Below are 18566 nucleotides of genomic sequence, written 5' to 3'. Positions count from 1 at the left end.
GGACCCGCCAAAGGTCTCGACCTTTGGGATCCGGGACGTGTCAGAGCGTCCGGTACATCACCAGGGCGTCCACGTCGCCCTGGCTCGGATGTGCGAAGGCCTTGGGCAGGCGGCCGACGATGTCGAAACCGAGCGATTGCCAGAGGCGCACCGCCCGCACGTTCGTGCTCACCACGAAGTTGAACTGCACCGCGCGGTAGCCGCGCGAGCGGGCGAGCTCCAGCGCGTGCTCGCACATCCGCCGCGCCACGCCGCGGCCTGTCGCCGACGCGCCCGTCACGAAGCCGAAATTGCAGACGTGCCGCCCGCCGCCGGCCTGGTTCGGGCGGATGTAGGCGGTGCCGAGGACGACCCCGTCGACCTCGGCCACGAAGGTCTCCTTTTCGGGGGCGAACCAGTAGGCCAGCGCCGCCGCCCGGTCCATGTCGCGGTCGAGCGTGTAGGTCTCGCCCGCACGGATCACGGGCTCCAGGATCGACCAGAGCGCGTCGGCATCCTCGGGGCGGGCGCGGCGGATCAGCATGGCGTCACGGCCCGGCTCGCTCACAAGAACTTCGCCGGGTCCGTCTCCGGCGGGGGCACCGCCACGTCCACACGGTTCCACCAGCCGCCACCGAGCGCCTGGAACAGGGCCGCGGTGTCGGCGTACTGGGTCGCACGCGCGGAGGCCGATGTGACGAGCGCCGAGAGATAGCTCTGCTGGGCGATCAGCACCTGCGTGGCGTTGATGGCGCCCGCCTCGAACTGCTTGCGGATCAGCCCGAGGCTCTCGCCCGTGGCTTTCTCGGCCGCCGACGCCGCCGCGACCGCCCGCGCATCCGCCTGGAGCGCCCGCAGCGCGTCGGCGACGTTCTGGAAGGCCCCGACCACGGTGGCGCGGTACTGTGCCTGGGCCTGGGTCAGCGCCTCCTCCGAGGCGCGCTGGCGCCGGTAGAGCGTGCCGGCATCGAAGATCGGCGCCGTCGCCTGTCCGATGATCGTGAAGAAGCCCGCGCCCGGGTTCAGGAGCTGAGCGATGCGCACCGCGCTGGCGCCGCCGGTCGCCGAGATGGTGAATTGCGGCAGGCGGTTGGCCACCGCGACGCCGACGCCGGCGGAGGCCTGCTGCACCAGGGCCTCGGCCGCCTTCACGTCCGGGCGCTGCTGCACGAGGCGCGAGGGCAGGCTGACCGGCAGCCGGGTGGGCAGGCGGAGCGCTGCCAGCGTGAAGGTCTGCGAGACCTCCTCGCTCGGCAGCCGGCCGGTCAGCGCCGTGAGCAGGTTACGCTGCTGGGCGAGCTGCTTCTCCAGCGGCGGCAGGAGTTGCTGGGAGACCGAGAGCGCGGCCTGCTGCTGCACCACGTCGGCGCCCGCGATCTGCCCGAGCCTGAGCTGCTTGTTGTAGAGGTCCAGAACCTCGGTCTGGGCCTGGATCACCCGCTTCGTCGCGTCGATCTGCGCGCGCAGGGACGCCTCCTGGATCGCCGCCGTCACCACGTTGGCGGTGAGGCTGAGATAGGCGGCTTCCAGCTGGAAGCGCTGGTTCTCGGCCTGGGCCTCCAGCGCCTCGATCTGGCGGCGGTTGCCCCCGAACACGTCCGGGTTGAACGACACCGTCACCTGCGGGGTGTAGAGGCTGTAGAGGTACTGGGTCTGGTTCTGCAGCGGCGACTGCAGGTCGAGCCCCGGCGCGCGCGACCCTTGCGCCTGCGGCGTGGCCGAGAGCGTCGGGAACAGCGTGCCCTTCTGCGCGAGCACGTTCTGCTGCGCGATGCGCAAGCTGGCCTGGGCCGCCTCCAGGTTCGGGTTGTTGGCGAGCGCCTCCTCGACGAGGCGGTTCAGCGCCTTCGAGCGGAACAGCTTCCACCATTCCCCCGGGATGTCGGCGCCCGAGACGAAGCTCTGGTCGGCCGAGCCGCCCTGGCGCGTGGTGATGGCGTCGGCCGCGCTCGGGTTCTTCAGGGGCTCGCGCGTGTAGCGGGTGACCGGCGGGTCCTCCGGGGCCACGAAGTTCGGCCCGACCGCGCAGGCGGAGATGCCGGCGCAGAGCGCGGCGCAGAGCGCGCCGGCGAGCAGGCGGGACGCGGCCCGCGCCCTCCGTCCATGTCCTGCCACCATGGCGCCGCCGGTCCCCACCTTGGCATCGTGCCACCCGTAGAGGGACGCCGGGACGGTCCCTGTCAACGCTGGCCCGCGGCGCAGCATCGCGGCCGCGCGCGCCTGTTGCGCCCGCATCACGCCGCTGCCGTGTGGTGGTGCTGGGCCGGCACGGCGTCGCGGTTGGTCTTCCGCCGGGAGAACAGCGAGATCAGGACGGGGAGCACCACCAGGATCAGGTTCGGGGCGAGCAGGATGCCGCCGACCACCACCAGCGCCAGCGGCTTCTGCACCTGCGAGCCGATGCCGGTGGAGACGGCCGCGGGCAAGAGGCCGACGCAGGCGGCAACGCACGTCATCATCACCGGCCGCATGCGCACGATCGAGGCGTGCCAGACGGCCTCGGCCCGCTCCATCCCCTCGTCGAGGAGCTGGTTGTAGTAGGCCAGCAGGATCACGCCCTCCATGGTCGAGATGCCGAAGAGCGCGATGAAGCCGATCGCCGCCGAGATCGAGAAGGGCGTCGCCGTGAGGAACAGCGCGAGGATGCCGCCGATCATCGCCATCGGGATCACCGAGAGCGTGAGCAGCATGTCGGTGACCGAGTTGAAGTTGATGAATAAGAGGAGCGCGATCAGCACCAGCGTCAGCGGCACGACGAGGCTGAGGCGGGCCACCGCGTCCTGCAGGTTCGTGAACTGGCCGACCCACTCCATGTGGTAGCCGGCCGGCATCTCCACCTCCTGGGCGACGCGGGCCTGCGCTTCCAGCACCGCGCTGCCGAGGTCGCGCCCGCGCACCGAGAACTTCACCGGGATGTAGCGCTCCTGGTCCTCGCGGTAGATGAAGGCCGCGCCGGAGACGAGTTCGACGGTGGCGATCTCCGAGAGCGGCACCTGCACCACGCCGCCGTTGGGGTTGGGCGCCCCGATGGTGATGTTGCGGATCGTCTCCAGCGAGGAGCGATACTCCTTCGCCAGCCGCACCCGCATCGGGAAGTGCCGGTCCGAGCCGTACTCGTAGAGGTCGCCCGCGGTCTGGCCGCCGATCGCGGCCGCCACCGTGGTGTTCACGTCGCCGATGGACAGGCCGAAGCGGGCGGCCTTCTGCCGGTCGACGTCGATGCGCACCGTCGGCTGTCCGAGGGATGCGAAGACGGCCAGATCCGTGATGCCGGGCACCGTCGCGAGCACGCCCTTGACCGCCTCGGCGGTCTTGGTGATCTGCGCGAGGTCGGAACCGTAGATCTTGACCGAGTTCTCGCCCTTCACGCCCGAGGCCGCCTCCTGGACGTTGTCCTCGATATACTGCGAGAAGTTGAACTCGATGCCGGGAAACTCCTGCTCCAGGCGCTTGGAGAGGTTGCGGATCAGGGTCTCCTTGTCGAGGCCCTTCCGCCACTGGTCGATGGGTTTGAGCGGCGCCAGGATCTCGCAGTTGAAGAAGCCGGTGGCGTCGGTTCCGTCGGCGGGCCGGCCCTGGTGCGAGATCACGGTGACGACCTCGGGCACCTCCTGGAAGATCTTGCGCAGGCGCTGCACGGAGGCGTTGCCCGCCTCCAGCGAGATCGAGGCCGGCATGGTGCCGCGCACGTAGAGGTTGCCCTCCTCGAGCTTGGGCAGGAATTCCAGGCCGAGATTGCGCGCGGCGAGGCCCGAGACGAGCAGGATCGCCAGCGTCACGGCCAGCGACAGCACCCGGTTGCGCAGGCCGAACTTCAGGATGATCTCGTGGCCGAAGCGGAGCAGCTTCACGATCAGCGTGTCGCGCTCCTCGACGTGCTTGGGCAGGATGAGCGCCGAGAGGGCCGGCGAGACCGTGAAGGTCGCGATCAAGCCGCCGACCAGCGCGTAGGCGTAGGTCTTGGCCATCGGCCCGAAGATGTGGCCCTCGACGCCCGTCATCGTGAAGAGCGGCAGGAAGCCCACGATGATGATGGTGGCCGAGAAGAAGATCGCCCGGTTCACCTCGGCGCCCGCGATGGCGATGGTGCCGAGCCGGCCCGTGAGCCCGCCCGGCGCCCGCTGGCCCTTCGAGAGATGCGGCTCGGCGAGGTGCCGGAACACGTTCTCGACCATGATCACGGTGGCGTCCACGATGAGGCCGAAGTCGATCGCGCCGAGCGAGAGGAGGTTCGCGGAATCGCCCCGCACCACCAGGATCAGGATGGCGAAGCCCAGCGCGAAGGGGATCGTCGCCGCCACGATGATAGCGCTGCGGAGCGATCCTAAGAACAGCCACTGCACCACGAAGACCAGCACCACGCCGAAGACGAGATTGTGCATCACCGTGTGGGTGGTGGTGTGGATCAGCCCCGAGCGGTCGTAGATGCGCTGGATCTTCACGTCGGGCGGCAGGATCGTGGAGTTGTTGATCCGGTCGATCTCGGCCTCGACGCGTTTCAGGGTCGGCAGGCTCTGGCCGCCGCGGCTCATCAGCACGATGCCCTCGACCACGTCCGGCTGGTCGTCGTGGCCGACGATGCCGAGCCGCGGCGCGTTCGAGACGCGCACCTCGGCAACGTCCTTAACCAGCACCGGCACGCCGTTCACCTGCGTCAGCATCGTGTCGCGGATGTCGTCCATGTCGCGGATCAGGCCGATGCCGCGCACCACCGCCGCCTGCTCGCCGACGTTCAGCGTCTGCCCGCCGACGTTGATCGAGGAGTTGTTGAGCGCCGTCACCAGCTGGACGAGCGTCAGCCCTTGGGCCTGGAGCCGGTTGAGATCGACCGCGATCTCGTATTCCTTGGCCTTGCCACCGAAGGCCGTCACGTCGACCACGCCGGGGATCGCCTTGAAGCGGCGCTGCAGCACCCAGTCCTGCAGGGTCTTCATGTCGGCCGACGAGTAGCCCGCCGGGCCCACGAGCTTGTAGCGCATGATCTCGCCCACCGGGCTCGTCGGCGAGATCTGCGGCTGGGCCCCGTTCGGCAGGGGCGGCAATTGCGAGAGGCGGTTGAGCACGCGCTGCAGCGCCTGCTCGTACGTGTAGGCGTAGTTGAACTGCACCTTCACGTCGGAGAGGCCGAACAGCGAGATCGTGCGCACGACCGTGGCGTTCGGGATGCCGGCGAGCGCGACCTCCAGCGGGATCGTGATGTAGCGCTCGATCTCCTCCGCCGACTGGCCGGGATTCTGGGTGATCACGTCCACGAGCGGCGGGACGGGGTCTGGATAGGCCTCGATGTTGAGCTGGGTGTAGCTCGCGTAGCCGAGGCCCATCATCACCAGGAAGCCCAGGAAGACCAGGACCCGCTGGCGGAGCGAGAAGACGATCAGGCTGTTCATGGCGGCGCCCCCCGGCTCCCTCAGGAGGCCTTGTCGCCGGAGGCGGCCCGGTCGATGAACAGGGCGCCGCGGGTGACGACCTCCTCGCCCGGGCTCAGGCCCTCGACCACCTGCGCGTTCTCGCCGTTGATCAGCCCGAGCTTCACCGCGCGGGCCACGATGCTGCCGTCGGGCCTCGCCACCCAGACATGGGCGGCAGCGCCCTCGTAGACGATCGCGGCCATCGGCACCGCGGGCGAGGGCTGCGGCTTGCCGGTGACGATGGTGAAGGTCGCGAACATCTCGGGCTTCAGCAGCCGCTCGGGGTTGTCGACCTCGCTGCGCACGGCGAGCCGGCGCGTCGCCGGGTCGAGGCTCGCCGCCATGTAGTTGACCCGCGCCTTGAAGATGCGGGCGCCGAAGCCGGCGACCCGCGCCTCGACCTCCTGGCCGATGCGGATCTTCGGGATCTCGCTCTCGCGCACGTTGGCGATCAGCCAGACGGTCGAGAGGTCGCCGATCACGAAGACCGGGTCGCTGGAGGGGGTGAGGTACTGGCCGACGCCCACTTTGCGCTGCACGATGGTGCCGGCGATCGGCGCCCGGATCTCGACCTCGGGGTTCAGCCGGCCGTTCTTCTCGAAGCCCGCGATCTCGGCATCGGTCTTGCCGAGGAGGCGCAGGCGGTTCTTCACCGCGTCGAGCGTCGCCTCGGCGGTCTTCAGGTCGCTCTGGGCCGCGATCACGTCGTTCTGGGCCGACTGGTAGTCCTTCAGCGCCACGGCGCGGGCGGCGAACAGCTCCTGCTGGCGGGACGCGATGGTCTGGTCGAGCTTCAGGAGGGCCTGCTGCTTCTGCAGGTTGTTGAGGGCCGTCTGGTAGTCGTTCTGCGCCTGGACCATGTCGGTGGCCTCCAGCGTCAGCAGCACGGCGCCGGCCTTCACCTCGTCGCCCGCCCGGGCCAGAACCTTCGTGACCCGGCCCGAATACGGCGCGGCCACCGGCACGTTGTCGTCCTCGTTGAGCGCGATGCGCCCCTCCGCCATGCCCTCGGGCCGGAAGGTCATGGTGGCGACCGGGTGAATCTCGAAGGCGGCGCGCTGCTCCCGCGTCGGACGGAAGACGCGCTCGCCCGAAGAGGCCGTCTCGGCCCGCTCGGCCGCCTCTTCCGCCGCCTCGCCGCCCCCTGTGAGGTCCCGGACGTAGGCGATCGCCCGCTCGGCCGCGTCGCGCACCGGCTGCGGGAACACGGCCACCGCGGCCACCAGCGCCACGCACAGGAGCAGCGCAGCGGCGACGGGCAGCAGGCCGACCCGGCGCGCGGCGCGCGCCTCGCCGCTGCGGGCTTCGGGCTCCAGAGGATTGCGGGCGTCCATCGTGGTCTCGGGGTCGGTCCGCAGCAGGTTCGGCACCGCGGGCCGGCGCGCGATTCGCGCCCGCCTTCGCCTGCTCGCATCGAGACGACCCTTATCGCTTTTCTGTGGCAGAAGAACCGGGCGGCCGACGAGTTTTGACCGCGGTTGCAATTTAGCACTGACGACAATTTGATGAACGCGGCTCGCATCTTGGGCGATGGGCGCACGGCCGCCGTGCCGCCGCCGCGGGCGCCCCCGCCTCCCTGTCCTGACCCGACCTGGATCCTGCCCCGGATCCGGGAGGGCGCTCCCGGGTTGGCCTGAGAGGGTGGGCGGCAAGGGCAGGTGGGAAGAGAGCCGATGGTCCAGCAGATCCCGGTCGATCCGAACGCGCGCGCGGACGACCCGCGCGCCGACGCCGAGCGCGACGACGCCACCCACGAGGTCCGGCCCGACCTCGCCTACCAGCGCCACGTCATCGCCAACGTCGCCTATGTCGGGCGCCCCGGCGAGGCCGGCTGGGTGCTGGTCGATGCGGGCTTTCCCGGCACCCGCGGGCGGATCGAGGAAGCGGCCGAGGCGCGCTTCGGCGGCGCGCGGCCGGCCGCGATCCTGCTCACCCACGGGCATTTCGACCATGTGGGCGTGCTGGAGGACCTGGCGGCGGCCTGGGACGTGCCGGTCTACGCCCACCGCCTGGAGCGGCCCTATCTCGACGGCAGCGCCGCCTACCCGCCGGGCGACGCGAGCGTCGGCGGCGGCGCGATGGCGCTGGCCTCGCCGCTCTTCCCGACCAAGCCCGTGAACGTCGCCGCGCAGCTGCGCGACCTGCCCGAGGACGGCAGCATCCCGGACTTGGCCGGCTGGCGCTGGATCCACACGCCCGGCCACTCCCCGGGCCACGTCTCGTTCTGGCGGGAGAGCGACCGAGCGCTGATCGCGGGCGATGCCTTCATCACCACGGCGAGCGAATCGGCCTACGAGTCGATCGTGCAGACCCCCGAGATCCACGGGCCGCCCAAATACCTGACCATCGACTGGCCAGCGGCGCGCGACTCGGTCCGGGCGCTCGCCGCCCTGAAGCCGGACCTCGCCGTCACCGGGCACGGCCGCGCGCTGGCCGGCACCGAGTTGCGGCGCGGCCTCGAGGCGCTCGCGGCGGATTTCGACCGCATCGCCGTTCCGGACCAGGGCCGCTACGTCGAGCGGCCCAACCGCGCCGAGGACGGCTCGGCCTACCGGTCACCCTGAGGCGGGCCGACCCCGGCCCCGGCCCCGACGGGCCGGCCGCTTCCCTCAATGGGCCGGCAGCGGACCGGCCGTCGGGCGGCCCCGCATCGCGAGGGCCGTCGCGGCCGCCCCGACGACCTCCACCAGCGCGAAGGCGAGGAGCGGCATCGGGGCGAGGTCGGCCATCACCAAGAGGACGAAGGCGGCGGCGAGGCAGGTCCGGACGACGACGCTCGCGCCGATCAGCGGCCGGTCCTCGTGCCGCGCGAACAGCGCGTCGTAGGCGGCGAAGCAGAGCATCAGGAGCCCGACGACCCGGAAGAGGTAGGGCTCGCCCGCCACGCCGAGCAGCCGCGCCACGCCCTCGGGGGCGAGCAGGAACGCGAGGCCGGCGGCGGTGAGGTAGGCGGCGTGGGCGATGACGGTCCTGGCCGGCGCGCTCATGCCGGCCTTCATGGCGGCTCCCATGGCGAACCTCCGCAGAAGATCTTGCAAGTAACCGTTTGCGCAAGATTATTACACACCCAGCCCGAAGAGCGCCGAAATCACGCATGTTAATGCCACCCCGGACGATCCCGTCGGTCCGGCTCGATACGGATCACGCGGTCTGAAACATCCACCCGCGGCGGGATGTTGCGCCGCACCGCCGAGACGTGCTTTGATCATCGCGTCCGCTAAAGGCGATACGGGAGAGCCCAGTCCGGCCGGAGACGGTCGGGCATGGCGCCGACGGAGCAACCACCCCCGGAAACTCTCAGGCACAATCACCGTATCGTTGGACAATCTGGAGAGAGGCGCCCTCGGGCGTCCACCGAAGGAGAAACCTCGCGGCGCGAGCCCGGGGGAAGCTCTCAGGTAACCGCGACAGATGGGGGCAGGCCGGAAACGCGCGTGAGGCGCCTTCCGGACGCACGCTGTCGTGGAGAATCCGGATGTCGGCACAATCCGTCGAGACCGCCCCCCTTCTCAAGACCCCGCTGGACGACCTGCATCGGCGCCTGGGCGCCCGGATGGTGCCGTTCGCCGGCTACGCCATGCCGGTGCAGTACCCGGCGGGGCTGCTCAAGGAGCATCTGCACACCCGCGCCGCCGCGGGCCTGTTCGACGTCTCGCATATGGGTCAGGTCGCCCTCCGGGCCGGCGATGTGGCGGAGGCCGCCCGGGCCCTGGAGGCGCTGGTCCCGGCCGACATCCTCGGGCTGAAGCCGGGGCGCCAGCGCTACGGCCTGCTCACCGACGGGCAGGGCGGCATCCTGGACGACCTGATGGCTGCCCATCTCGGCGACCGGCTCGTCCTCGTGGTCAACGCGGCGAACAAGACGGCCGACCTCGCGCATCTGCGGGCCAGCCTGCCCGCCTCGGTCACGGTCGAGGAACTGCCCCGCGCGCTCCTCGCCCTGCAGGGGCCGGGCGCGGAGGCGGCGCTCGCCCGGCTCGCGCCGGAGGTCGCCGCGATGCGCTTCATGGATGCGCGGGCGGTGGACATCCTGGGCGCCGCCTGCGTCGTCACCCGCTCCGGCTACACGGGGGAGGACGGGTTCGAGATCTCGACGCCGGAGGCGTCGGCCGAGCCGATCGCCGAGGCGCTGCTCGCCGACCCGGCCGTGCTGCCGATCGGACTCGGCGCCCGCGATTCCCTGCGTCTCGAGGCGGGCCTCTGCCTGCACGGCGCCGACATCGACGCGACGACGAGCCCGGTCGAGGCCGCCCTCGGCTGGGCGATCTCGCCGGCCCGGCGCCGCGGCGGGGCCCGTCCGGGCGGCTTCCCGGGCGCCGAGCGGATCCTCGCCGAGCTGGCGGCGGGCACCGGGCGCCGCCGCGTCGGCCTGCTCGCCGAGGGTCGCGCCCCCGTGCGGGCCGGCGCGCCGCTCTTCGCCGACGACGAGGGGAAACCCGTCGGCCACGTCACCTCCGGCGGCTTCGGGCCGAGCCTCGGGGCGCCCGTCGCCATGGGCTACCTGCCCTGCGGCCTGACCGAGCCCGGCACCCGGGTCCGGGCCGAGGTGCGCGGCCAGCGCCTGCCCCTCACCGTCGCCCCCCTCCCCTTCCTCCCCGCCGGCTTCAAGCGCGGCTGAACCCTCCCGGAGCCAGACCCATGCTGAGATACACCCAGGAGCACGAGTGGCTGCGGCGCAAGGGCGACGTCGTCACGGTCGGCATCACCGCGCACGCCGCCGAGCAGCTCGGCGACCTCGTCTTCATCGAGCTCCCGAGGGTCGGGGCGAAGCTCACCCAGGGCGCCTCCGCCGCGGTGGTCGAGTCGGTCAAGGCCGCCTCCGACGTCTACGCGCCGCTCGACGGCGAGGTGACGGAGATCAACGAGGCGGTGGTGACGAACCCCGAGAGCGTCGGCTCCGACCCCGAGGGCGAGGGCTGGCTCTACCGGATGCGGCTCGAGGATCCCGCCGCCTTCGAGGCCCTGATGGACGCGGCGGCCTACGCCGCCCTGCCGAAATGAGGGAGGGGCCCATGACCCACTACGACCCCTACGACTTCGCCAACCGCCGCCATATCGGCCCGACGACGGCCGAGATCGGCGAGATGCTCGCGGTCTGCCGGGCTGCCAGCCTCGACGCCCTCGTGGACGAGACCCTGCCGCCGGACATCCGCCAGGCGGCGCCGCTCGCCTTCGGCAAGCCGCTGACCGAGCGCCGCGCCATCGAGACGATGCGGGCGACCGCCGACAAGAACCGGCTCCTCGTCTCGCTGATCGGCCAGGGCTACCACGGCACCACGATGCCGCCGGCGATCCAGCGCAACATCTTCGAGAACCCGGCCTGGTACACGGCCTACTCGCCCTACCAGCCCGAGATCAGCCAGGGGCGGCTCGAGGCGCTCCTGAACTTCCAGACGCTCGTCTGCGACCTCACCGGGCTCGACGTGGCCAACGCCTCGCTGCTCGACGAGGCCACCGCCGCGGCCGAGGCGATGGGCATGGCCAACCGCGTCGCCGCCTCGAAGCAGGACGCCTTCTTCGTGGACCGGGACTGCCTGCCCCAGACCATCGCGGTGCTCAGGACGCGGGCCGCGCCGCTCGGCTGGCGCATCGTGGTGGGCGATCCCTTCGCCGACCTCGATCCCGCGGCGGTCTTCGGCGCGCTGTTCCAGTACCCGGGCGTGAACGGCGCGATCCACGATTTCTCGGGACCGATCGCGGCGCTTCACGCGGCGGGCGCCGTCGCGGCGGTCGCGGCCGACCCGCTGGCGCTCACGCTGCTCAAGCCGCCCGGCGAGATGGGCGCCGACATCGCGGTCGGCTCGATGCAGCGCTACGGCGTGCCGATGGGCTTCGGCGGCCCGCACGCCGCCTACATGGCCACCCGTGACGCCCACAAGCGGGCGCTGCCGGGGCGCATCGTCGGCGTCTCGGTCGATGCCCACGGCAAACGCGCCTACCGCCTCGCGCTCCAGACCCGCGAGCAGCACATCCGCCGCGAGAAGGCCACCTCGAACATCTGCACCAGCCAAGTGCTGCTCGCGGTCATCGCCGCGATGTACGCGGTCTACCATGGCCCGGCAGGCCTCAAGGCCATCGCCCAGCGGGTGCACCGCGACGCGGTGCGGCTCGCCGACGGCCTCACCGGTCTCGGCTTCCGGGTCGAGCCCGAGCACTTCTTCGACACGATCACCGTCGCGGTGGGGCCCTTCCAGGGCGTGATCCTGAAGAGCGCCGTGGAGAACGGGGTGAACCTGCGCAAGGTCGGCGACGACCGGATCGGCATCACGGTGGACGAGCGCACCCGTCCCGACATCCTCCAGGCGGTCTGGCGCGCCTTCGGCGGCCACGAGGTACCCTACGACGAGGCGTGGCCGGAGCAGCGCCTGCCGGAGGGCCAGCTGCGTACCTCGCCCTACCTGACGCACCCGATCTTCCACATGAACCGGGCCGAGAGCGAGATGACGCGCTACATGCGCCGCCTCGCCGACCGCGACCTCGCCCTCGACCGGGCGATGATTCCCCTCGGCTCCTGCACGATGAAGCTCAACGCCACGGCGGAGATGCTGCCGATCTCCTGGCCGGAATTCTCGGAGATCCACCCGCACGTGCCCGACGACCAGGCTGCGGGCTACCACCAGCTTATCGGCGACCTCTCCGAGAAACTCTGCGCGATCACGGGCTACGACGCGATCTCGATGCAGCCGAACTCCGGCGCGCAGGGCGAGTATGCGGGGCTGCTCGCCATCCGCCGCTATCACCGCGCGCGCGGCGACACGCACCGCACCGTCTGCCTGATCCCCTCCTCGGCCCACGGCACCAACCCGGCCTCGGCGCAGATGTGCGGGATGAGCGTGGTGGTGGTGGGCGCCGACGCCAACGGCAACGTGGACGTGGAGGATTTCCGCAGGAAGGCCGAGCAGCACGCCGACAGGCTCGCGGCCTGCATGATCACCTACCCCTCAACCCACGGCGTCTTCGAGGCGCGGGTGCGGGAGATCTGCGCGATCACGCATTTCCACGGCGGCCAGGTCTACCTCGACGGGGCGAACCTCAACGCGCTGGTGGGGCTCGCCCGGCCCGGCGATATCGGGGCCGACGTCAGCCACCTCAACCTGCACAAGACCTTCTGCATCCCGCACGGCGGCGGCGGGCCCGGCATGGGGCCGATCGGCGTCAAGGCGCACCTGATCCCGTTCCTGCCCTCCGATCCGCGCAGCGGCGAGGAAGGCGCGGTCTCGGGCTCCGCCTACGGCTCGGCCTCGATCCTGCCGATCTCGTGGAGCTACTGCCTGATGATGGGGGGCCGCGGCCTCGCCCAGGCGACGCGGGTGGCGATCCTCGGCGCCAACTACATCGCGGCGCGCCTCGGGGGCGCCTACCCGATCCTCTACGCGGGCGAGCGGGGCCGCGTGGCGCACGAGTGCATCGTGGACCTGCGCCCCTTCCAGAAGAGCGCCGGGATCACGGTGGACGACGTCGCCAAGCGCCTGATCGACAGCGGCTTCCATCCGCCGACCATGAGCTGGCCGGTCGCCGGCACGCTGATGATCGAGCCGACCGAGTCCGAGACCAAGGGCGAGATCGACCGTTTCTGCGACGCCATGCTGGCGATCCGCGAGGAGATCCGGGCGATCGAAGAGGGGCGGGCCGACCGGGCGGACAACCCGCTCAGGAACGCCCCCCACACGGTCCAGGACCTCGTCGGCGCCTGGGAGCGGCCCTACTCGCGGGAGGCCGGCTGCTTCCCGGCGGGCAGCTTCCGGACCGACAAGTACTGGCCCCCGGTCAACCGCGTCGACAACGCCTACGGCGACCGCAACCTCGTCTGCTCCTGCCCCCCGCCGGAGAGCTACGAGGCGGCCGCCGAGTGAGGCGGACCCGGCCCTCCCCCGTTCGCGGGGGAGGGTTGGCGCAGGGCTCCCGCGCGGCGTAGATCCGGCCGGCGCCGCTGTCCGGGCGCACAAGGGAGTCCTACCCATGCCTCTCGACGCGTCCGCACGCGGCGTCTACCCGATCGCCCCGACGCCGTTCCACCCGGACGGCCGGATCGACTTCGACTCGATCGACCGGCTGACCGAATTCTACCTCGGCTGCGGCGCCACGGGCCTGACGGTGCTCGGCGTGATGGGCGAGGCACCGAAGCTCGACCACGCGGAGGGCCTCGCGGTCGCCACCCGCTTCATCCGGCGCGCCGGCAACCTGCCGGTGATCGTCGGCGTCTCGGCGCCGGGTTTCGCCGCGATGGCCGGGCTTGCCCGCGCCGGCATGGAGGCGGGTGCGGCCGGCGTGATGATCGCGCCGCCCAACACCCTGCGCACCGACGACCAGATCGCGACGTATTATCGGCAGGCGGCCGAGGCGATCGGCCCCGACGTACCCTTCGTGATCCAGGACTATCCGCTGAATTTCTCCGTGGTGATGACGCCTGGCGTGATCCGCCGCATCGTCCAGGAGAACGCCAACTGCGTCATGCTGAAACACGAGGACTGGCCGGGCCTGGAGAAGATCTCGCAGCTCCGCGCCTTCGAAGCCGACGGGGCGATGCGCCGCATCTCGATCCTCTGCGGCAACGGCGGCCTGTTCCTCGATTTCGAGTGCGAGCGCGGGGCCGACGGCGCCATGACCGGCTACGCCTTCCCCGACATGCTGATGGATGTGGTGCGCCTCGCACAGGCCGGCGAGCGCGACCGCGCCCACGACCTGTTCGACGCGCATCTGCCCCTGTTGCGCTACGAGCAGCAGCCGGGCGTCGGCCTCGCGATCCGCAAATACGTGATGGCCCGGCGCGGCCTCATCGCCTCGGACGCACAGCGCAAGCCCGCTGGCGGCATGAGCGCCACCGCCCGCGCGGAGGTCGAATACCTGCTCGCCCGCCTCGCCCGGCACGATCCCCGCGCGGCGGTCTGACGCGTCGCGCGGCGTGCGGCCTCAGCCCTTCGTAGCGGTGACCGCCAGCTCGGGCCGGTGGTTCAGGGTCTGGAACACCACGCAGTAACGCTCGGTCAGCTTGAGGAGCTGGTCGAGCTTCTCCTGCGGCGCGTCCGTGTCGAGGGTGAAGCTGAGGCGGATGGCGCGGAAGCCCACCGGCGCCTCCTTGTCGACGCCGAGCGTGCCGCGGAAATCGAGGTCGCCCTCGGCGCTCACCTGCCCCGAGCGCAGCGGGATCTCCAGGGCGGTCGCGACCGCCTTCAGGGTCACGCCCGCGCAGGCGACGAGCGCCTCGAGCAGCATGTCGCCGGAGCAGAGCTCTGCGCCGGAGCCTCCCGTCGCCGGGTGCAGGCCCGCCACCGCCAGGGCTCGCCCGGTCTCGACCTTGCAGGCGACGCCCGTGTCGTCGAGCGAGCCCTTGGCCCGCAGGGTGACGACGGCGGAATCGGGGCTCTGGCGGTACTGGTCCTTCAGCGGCGCCTGAAGCGCGCGCAGGCTGGTGGCGTCCATCGGGGCGTTCCTTCGTTGTTGGCCCCAAGCGGTTAGCCGCTGGCGCGTCGGGGCTCAACCGGGAGGGGACGCCTCGGCGACGTACGGGCGCGGCGGCGCGCACCGCCAGGACGACGCCGGAGAGGGATACAGGAAGGCGGACGGGTCGGGGCGGTCGCCGCTCAGCTCTTCTTGCGGAACGCGTCGAGGCTGACCACCTCTGCGCCGCTCTCCTCGCCCTCGCCCTCCTTGCGGGCGGGGCGGGCGGGCTTGTCCTCGCCCTTGTTCCCCTGCGCGGCCGGGGCGGGCAGCACCTTGGGAACGCTGCTGCCGACGGTCGCGAGCCCGGCGCCCTTCGGCTTCAGCTCGCTCGGCTCCGAGGCGGCCCCGCGCGGGCCCGCGCCCTTGGCGGCGGCCGGGTGCTCGTCCTCGCCCTCGGGCGCCTCGGCGTTCTCGTTCAGGTCGAACTTCAGGCCGAACTGGACGGAGGGGTCGAAGAAGCCCGTCAGCGCGTCGAAGGGCACCAGCAGGCGCTCGGGCACGCCCGAGAAGGACAGGCCGACCTCGAAGGCGTGCTCGGTGACGCCAAGGTCCCAGAACTGGTGCTGGAGCACGATCGTCATGTCCTGCGGGTACTTCTCGCGAAGCGCCTGCGACATGCGCACGCCCGGGGCCTCCGTCCGGAAGGAGACGTAGAAGTGGTGCTCGCCCATCAGCCCGTCCCGGGCCGCGTCGGTCAGCACCTTGCGCACGACGCCCCGGAGGGCTTCCTGGACGAGGAGGTCGTAGCGGATCAGATCGTCTGCCATCTGCGGTCGTGCTGCCCGGCGTCCTCGGCCCGACGACCTTGACCGCGTGTGCGGACGATGCCGTTCGGAAAAACTGAAAGTGGAGGCTTCTGTTGCCAGGTGCCTCCGAACCCCGCCTATGCGGTGCTACCCGCTAGGACTTCAGGTCGGTATTGGGGACCGCTTACGCAGCCACCGCCACCGGAGCAAAGTTGTCGTTGGCAACTATTGCAAAGGCCCGATAACGGCGGAACCATGCCGAGCGAAAGCTCTACCTTTACGCCCTCGTCGATCCTATTTCGCCCCCGCCGAAGCACAGGCCGGTCCACGCGCGCCTTGCGGCAGCATGTCCTGGGCTCGGGTGGAGGCGCCGGGTACCGCCCCCGGGTCCGATAGGTTTATTCCGAAGAACGTTTATCGCCATAGCCGGCCTCGCGACCGGCAAGGGGAATATAGAGGGGATCGCCCCGGTTTTGAAGCCCGATCCTGTCATGTCGATGCCGGATCCCGCGCCTGTTGCCGGAAGCGCCCAGTCGCCCCTGCCCGCGCCGGCCCCGCGGCCGTCCGGATGGCGCGCCGGGCTGCACCTCCTCGGGACGCTGGCCCTCGTCCCGCTCTATCTCGGGGCCGCCAGCCTGATGGCGCTCGCCTGCGTGCGGGTGGGTGCCGACCTCATCGCCGGGATCGACCCCTTCCTGCCCCCCAACCGCCGGCCGTTCATCGGCGCGATGGCGCTCGCCCGGCGGGAACTCGCGGTGGACATCCTGCGCCAGGTCTTCCTGGCCGGGCTCGTGCTCGGCACGGCCCTGTGGTGGGACGGCGCGGGCTGGCGCGCGCGGCTCGCTCTCGACCGCGAGCGGCCGAACGGCATGCGGGCGCGCAACCTCCTCCTCGTCCTGCTGCTCTGGCCGCTCGCACACATCCTCTGGGTAAGCACCACCGCGACCCTGTTCGGCACGAGCTTCGGCCAGGGCACGCGGCTGTCGCCTCTGCTCACCCCCGCCGCGGTCGCGGCCTGGCTCGCCTACGTGGTGGTGCTGGCCCCGCTCGCCGAGGAGCTGCTGATGCGCGGCGAGATCTTTCGCCGCGCCCGCGCCGTCCTGGGCCCCGCCGCCGCGATCCTGCTCACGGCCGCAATCTTCGCCATCGCCCACATCTCGGTCTCGGGTCCGTCGGGCTTGAGCCTCGCCCGACCGGTCTCGCTGCTGCCGCTGGCGCTCGCCCTCGGAATCCTGCGCTGGCGCACCGGCCGCCTCTGGCCCTGCATCGCGCTGCACGGCTGGAGCAACCTCGCGCTGATCGCCTACGTGCTCTGGCCGGGATGAGTACCGTGCCGCTCCGGCACAGGCCTCCGTCCACACCCGCGGGAATGCGTTGAGGCCCCGCCCTGATATGATCCCGCGCGAGAGAGGGATCATGCAAGCCTACCACGACCTGCTGCGCCGCATCCTCGACCATGGCGTCTCGAAGGAGGACCGCACCGGCACCGGCACCCTGTCGGTGTTCGGCCACCAGATGCGCTTCGACCTCAGCGAGGGCTTCCCGCTCGTTACCACGAAGCGGCTGCACCTGCGCTCGATCATCCACGAGCTGCTCTGGTTCCTCACCGGCGACACCAACGTGCGGGCGCTGCAACAGAACGGCGTCACCATCTGGGACGAGTGGGCGGACGAGCACGGCGATCTCGGCCCCGTCTACGGCAAGCAGTGGCGCTCCTGGGAGAAGCCGTCAGGCGGCACCGTCGACCAGATCGCCTGGGTGGTGGACGAGATCCGCCGCAACCCGGATTCGCGCCGCCTCGTCGTCTCGGCCTGGAACCCGGCCGACCTCGACCGGATGGCGCTGGCGCCCTGCCACTGCCTGTTCCAGTTCTACGTCGCGCAAGGCCGGCTCTCCTGCCAGCTCTACCAGCGCTCGGCCGACGCCTTCCTCGGCGTGCCCTTCAACATCGCGAGCTACGCGCTGCTCACCCACATGATAGCGCAGGCCACAGACCTCGCGCCCGGCGACTTCGTGCACAGCTTCGGCGACGCCCACCTCTACCGGAACCACCTGGAGCAGACGCAAGTACAGCTCACCCGCGAGCCCCGCCCCCTGCCCCGCCTGCGGCTGAACCCGGCGGTGCGCGACCTCTTCGCCTTCCGCTTCGAGGACATCGCGATCGAGGGCTATGAGCCGCACCCCGCGATCGCCGCGCCGGTCGCCGTCTGAGGAGATCCGATGTCCGCGCCCCGCATCACCCTCGTCGTCGCGGTCGCGCGCAACGGCGTCATCGGCCGCGACAACGGCCTCGCCTGGCACCTGCGCAGCGACCTCCAGCGCTTCAAGGCCCTCACCATGGGCAAGCCGATGCTGATGGGCCGCAAGACCTACGCGTCGATCGGCCGGCCCCTGCCCGGCCGCCGCACCCTGGTCCTCACCCGCGATCCGGCCTTCGCGGCCGAGGGCGTCGCGGTGGCGCACGACTGGGCCGGCGCGCTCGCGGCCGCGGCGGACTCCGAGGAGCTGATGGTGGTCGGCGGGGCCGAGATCTACCGCCTCGCCTTGCCGCACGCCGACCGCATCCACCTCACCGAGGTCGCGGGCGACTACGCAGGCGACACCTATTTCCCCGCCCTCGAACCGGGGGCGTTCCGCGAGACCGCGCGCGAGGCGCACGAGGCGGGCCCGCACGACGAGAGCGCCTTCGCGTTCGTGACCCTCGACCGGGTCCGCTGACGGCGCCGCCGCGGCAGGGCCGCGTTAGCCAAGGTCACCGGGTCGCGGGCGGCGGGCGGTTGCCAAGGGACCCCGCGATGCCCACCTGCGAGCCTTGACAGCAGCGACGCTGGCCCCGCAGGTGCTTGGGACAACTCCGGAACGGTGTCTCGGGGCCCTCCGGGCAGGCGGGGCCCTGCGGGCAGGGATGAGTACGGGCGCGGCGACCGTCTGTGCATGAGGCGCGGACGGCGTTCCGCCGCGGGCAGGAGATATCGGCTGGCATGCCTTGGAG

At 71.3% G+C, this 18566-nt stretch carries 15 protein-coding genes, 1 other RNA gene and 1 riboswitch; of the genes, 8 read left to right on the top strand and 8 right to left on the bottom strand.

Going from position 1 to position 18566, the window contains the following annotated elements; all coding sequences use genetic code 11:
* Positions 1-40: 40 nt before the first annotated feature.
* The 4 genes from AX737_RS07320 to AX737_RS07305 form a co-directional block, all read right to left on the bottom strand.
* Positions 41-523, bottom strand: coding sequence for a GNAT family N-acetyltransferase (locus tag AX737_RS07320; RefSeq protein ID WP_066920225.1), 483 nt, complete (start codon positions 521-523; stop codon positions 41-43).
* A gap of 20 nt (positions 524-543) precedes the next feature.
* Positions 544-2097, bottom strand: coding sequence for an efflux transporter outer membrane subunit (locus AX737_RS07315; protein WP_066920220.1), 1554 nt, complete (start codon positions 2095-2097; stop codon positions 544-546).
* Between the two features lie 116 nt (positions 2098-2213).
* Positions 2214-5366, bottom strand: a complete 3153-nt coding sequence (locus AX737_RS07310) for a CusA/CzcA family heavy metal efflux RND transporter (RefSeq protein ID WP_066920218.1) — start codon at positions 5364-5366, stop codon at positions 2214-2216.
* Between the two features lie 20 nt (positions 5367-5386).
* Positions 5387-6757: an efflux RND transporter periplasmic adaptor subunit gene (locus tag AX737_RS07305; protein ID WP_245293405.1), complete on the bottom strand. Its 1371-nt coding sequence runs from the start codon at positions 6755-6757 to the stop codon at positions 5387-5389.
* A gap of 303 nt (positions 6758-7060) precedes the next feature.
* Between AX737_RS07305 and AX737_RS07300 the strand changes: the two genes are divergently transcribed.
* Positions 7061-7951, top strand: coding sequence for an MBL fold metallo-hydrolase (locus AX737_RS07300; RefSeq protein ID WP_066920212.1), 891 nt, complete (start codon positions 7061-7063; stop codon positions 7949-7951).
* 45 nt (positions 7952-7996) lie between these two features.
* Here AX737_RS07300 and AX737_RS07295 read toward each other — a convergent pair whose 3' ends face one another.
* The gene (locus AX737_RS07295) at positions 7997-8398 is read right to left on the bottom strand and encodes a hypothetical protein (RefSeq protein WP_066920211.1); all 402 of its coding nucleotides are present in this window, start codon (positions 8396-8398) and stop codon (positions 7997-7999) included.
* Between the two features lie 208 nt (positions 8399-8606).
* Positions 8607-8710, top strand: a riboswitch (glycine riboswitch).
* A gap of 152 nt (positions 8711-8862) precedes the next feature.
* Here AX737_RS07295 and gcvT point away from each other — a divergent pair.
* The 4 genes from gcvT to AX737_RS07275 all read left to right on the top strand — a co-directional run bounded on the left by gcvT (position 8863) and on the right by AX737_RS07275 (position 14276).
* Positions 8863-10005 (top strand): glycine cleavage system aminomethyltransferase GcvT, encoded by a 1143-nt coding sequence (gene gcvT / locus AX737_RS07290; RefSeq protein ID WP_066920210.1) that lies wholly within the window; start codon positions 8863-8865, stop codon positions 10003-10005.
* A gap of 20 nt (positions 10006-10025) precedes the next feature.
* Positions 10026-10388, top strand: coding sequence for a glycine cleavage system protein GcvH (gene gcvH, locus AX737_RS07285; RefSeq protein ID WP_066920206.1), 363 nt, complete (start codon positions 10026-10028; stop codon positions 10386-10388).
* Positions 10389-10399: 11 nt separating this feature from the next.
* Positions 10400-13240: an aminomethyl-transferring glycine dehydrogenase gene (gene gcvP / locus AX737_RS07280; protein ID WP_066920205.1), complete on the top strand. Its 2841-nt coding sequence runs from the start codon at positions 10400-10402 to the stop codon at positions 13238-13240.
* Between the two features lie 106 nt (positions 13241-13346).
* Entirely contained in the window at positions 13347-14276 is a 930-nt protein-coding gene (locus tag AX737_RS07275; protein ID WP_066920204.1) for a dihydrodipicolinate synthase family protein, read from the top strand.
* Positions 14277-14297: 21 nt separating this feature from the next.
* On the opposite strand, the gene AX737_RS07270 is transcribed toward AX737_RS07275, so the two are convergent.
* The 3 genes from AX737_RS07270 to ssrA form a co-directional block, all read right to left on the bottom strand.
* Positions 14298-14807 carry an OsmC family protein gene (locus tag AX737_RS07270; RefSeq protein ID WP_066920200.1) on the bottom strand — a complete coding sequence of 170 codons (510 nt, stop codon included), beginning with the start codon at positions 14805-14807 and terminating at the stop codon, positions 14298-14300.
* Positions 14808-14968: 161 nt separating this feature from the next.
* Positions 14969-15595 (bottom strand): ClpXP protease specificity-enhancing factor SspB, encoded by a 627-nt coding sequence (locus AX737_RS07265; RefSeq protein WP_066920198.1) that lies wholly within the window; start codon positions 15593-15595, stop codon positions 14969-14971.
* A gap of 78 nt (positions 15596-15673) precedes the next feature.
* Positions 15674-16056: a transfer-messenger RNA gene (ssrA, locus tag AX737_RS07260) on the bottom strand.
* Positions 16057-16065: 9 nt separating this feature from the next.
* Between ssrA and AX737_RS07255 the strand changes: the two genes are divergently transcribed.
* The 3 genes from AX737_RS07255 (at position 16066) to AX737_RS07245 (ending at position 18292) form a co-directional block, all read left to right on the top strand.
* The gene (locus AX737_RS07255) at positions 16066-16899 is read left to right on the top strand and encodes a CPBP family intramembrane glutamic endopeptidase (RefSeq protein ID WP_156453572.1); all 834 of its coding nucleotides are present in this window, start codon (positions 16066-16068) and stop codon (positions 16897-16899) included.
* A gap of 91 nt (positions 16900-16990) precedes the next feature.
* Positions 16991-17785, top strand: coding sequence for a thymidylate synthase (locus AX737_RS07250; RefSeq protein ID WP_066920196.1), 795 nt, complete (start codon positions 16991-16993; stop codon positions 17783-17785).
* 9 nt (positions 17786-17794) lie between these two features.
* On the top strand, positions 17795-18292 hold the full coding sequence (locus AX737_RS07245; RefSeq protein WP_066920185.1) for a dihydrofolate reductase: 498 nt from the start codon (positions 17795-17797) through the stop codon (positions 18290-18292).
* Positions 18293-18566: the final 274 nt, after the last annotated feature.

It is taken from the genome of Methylobacterium sp. CCH5-D2, from assembly GCF_001556475.1.
GTDB lineage: Bacteria > Pseudomonadota > Alphaproteobacteria > Rhizobiales > Beijerinckiaceae > Methylobacterium > Methylobacterium hispanicum.
This window is presented reverse-complemented; position numbering and strand designations above follow the sequence as displayed.

What these genes read in the sequence shown, in the direction of transcription:
- AX737_RS07300 (WP_066920212.1), top strand. Translation starts at nt 7,061, where the DNA reads ATGGTCCAGCAGATCCCGGTCGATCCGAACGCGCGCGCGGACGACCCG.
- AX737_RS07310 (WP_066920218.1), bottom strand. Translation starts at nt 5,366, where the DNA reads ATGAACAGCCTGATCGTCTTCTCGCTCCGCCAGCGGGTCCTGGTCTTC.
- AX737_RS07250 (WP_066920196.1), top strand. Translation starts at nt 16,991, where the DNA reads ATGCAAGCCTACCACGACCTGCTGCGCCGCATCCTCGACCATGGCGTC.
- AX737_RS07255 (WP_156453572.1), top strand. Translation starts at nt 16,066, where the DNA reads ATGTCGATGCCGGATCCCGCGCCTGTTGCCGGAAGCGCCCAGTCGCCC.
- AX737_RS07245 (WP_066920185.1), top strand. Translation starts at nt 17,795, where the DNA reads ATGTCCGCGCCCCGCATCACCCTCGTCGTCGCGGTCGCGCGCAACGGC.
- AX737_RS07315 (WP_066920220.1), bottom strand. Translation starts at nt 2,097, where the DNA reads ATGGTGGCAGGACATGGACGGAGGGCGCGGGCCGCGTCCCGCCTGCTC.
- gcvP (WP_066920205.1), top strand. Translation starts at nt 10,400, where the DNA reads ATGACCCACTACGACCCCTACGACTTCGCCAACCGCCGCCATATCGGC.
- AX737_RS07275 (WP_066920204.1), top strand. Translation starts at nt 13,347, where the DNA reads ATGCCTCTCGACGCGTCCGCACGCGGCGTCTACCCGATCGCCCCGACG.
- AX737_RS07265 (WP_066920198.1), bottom strand. Translation starts at nt 15,595, where the DNA reads ATGGCAGACGATCTGATCCGCTACGACCTCCTCGTCCAGGAAGCCCTC.
- gcvT (WP_066920210.1), top strand. Translation starts at nt 8,863, where the DNA reads ATGTCGGCACAATCCGTCGAGACCGCCCCCCTTCTCAAGACCCCGCTG.
- AX737_RS07270 (WP_066920200.1), bottom strand. Translation starts at nt 14,807, where the DNA reads ATGGACGCCACCAGCCTGCGCGCGCTTCAGGCGCCGCTGAAGGACCAG.
- AX737_RS07295 (WP_066920211.1), bottom strand. Translation starts at nt 8,398, where the DNA reads ATGGGAGCCGCCATGAAGGCCGGCATGAGCGCGCCGGCCAGGACCGTC.
- AX737_RS07320 (WP_066920225.1), bottom strand. Translation starts at nt 523, where the DNA reads ATGCTGATCCGCCGCGCCCGCCCCGAGGATGCCGACGCGCTCTGGTCG.
- gcvH (WP_066920206.1), top strand. Translation starts at nt 10,026, where the DNA reads ATGCTGAGATACACCCAGGAGCACGAGTGGCTGCGGCGCAAGGGCGAC.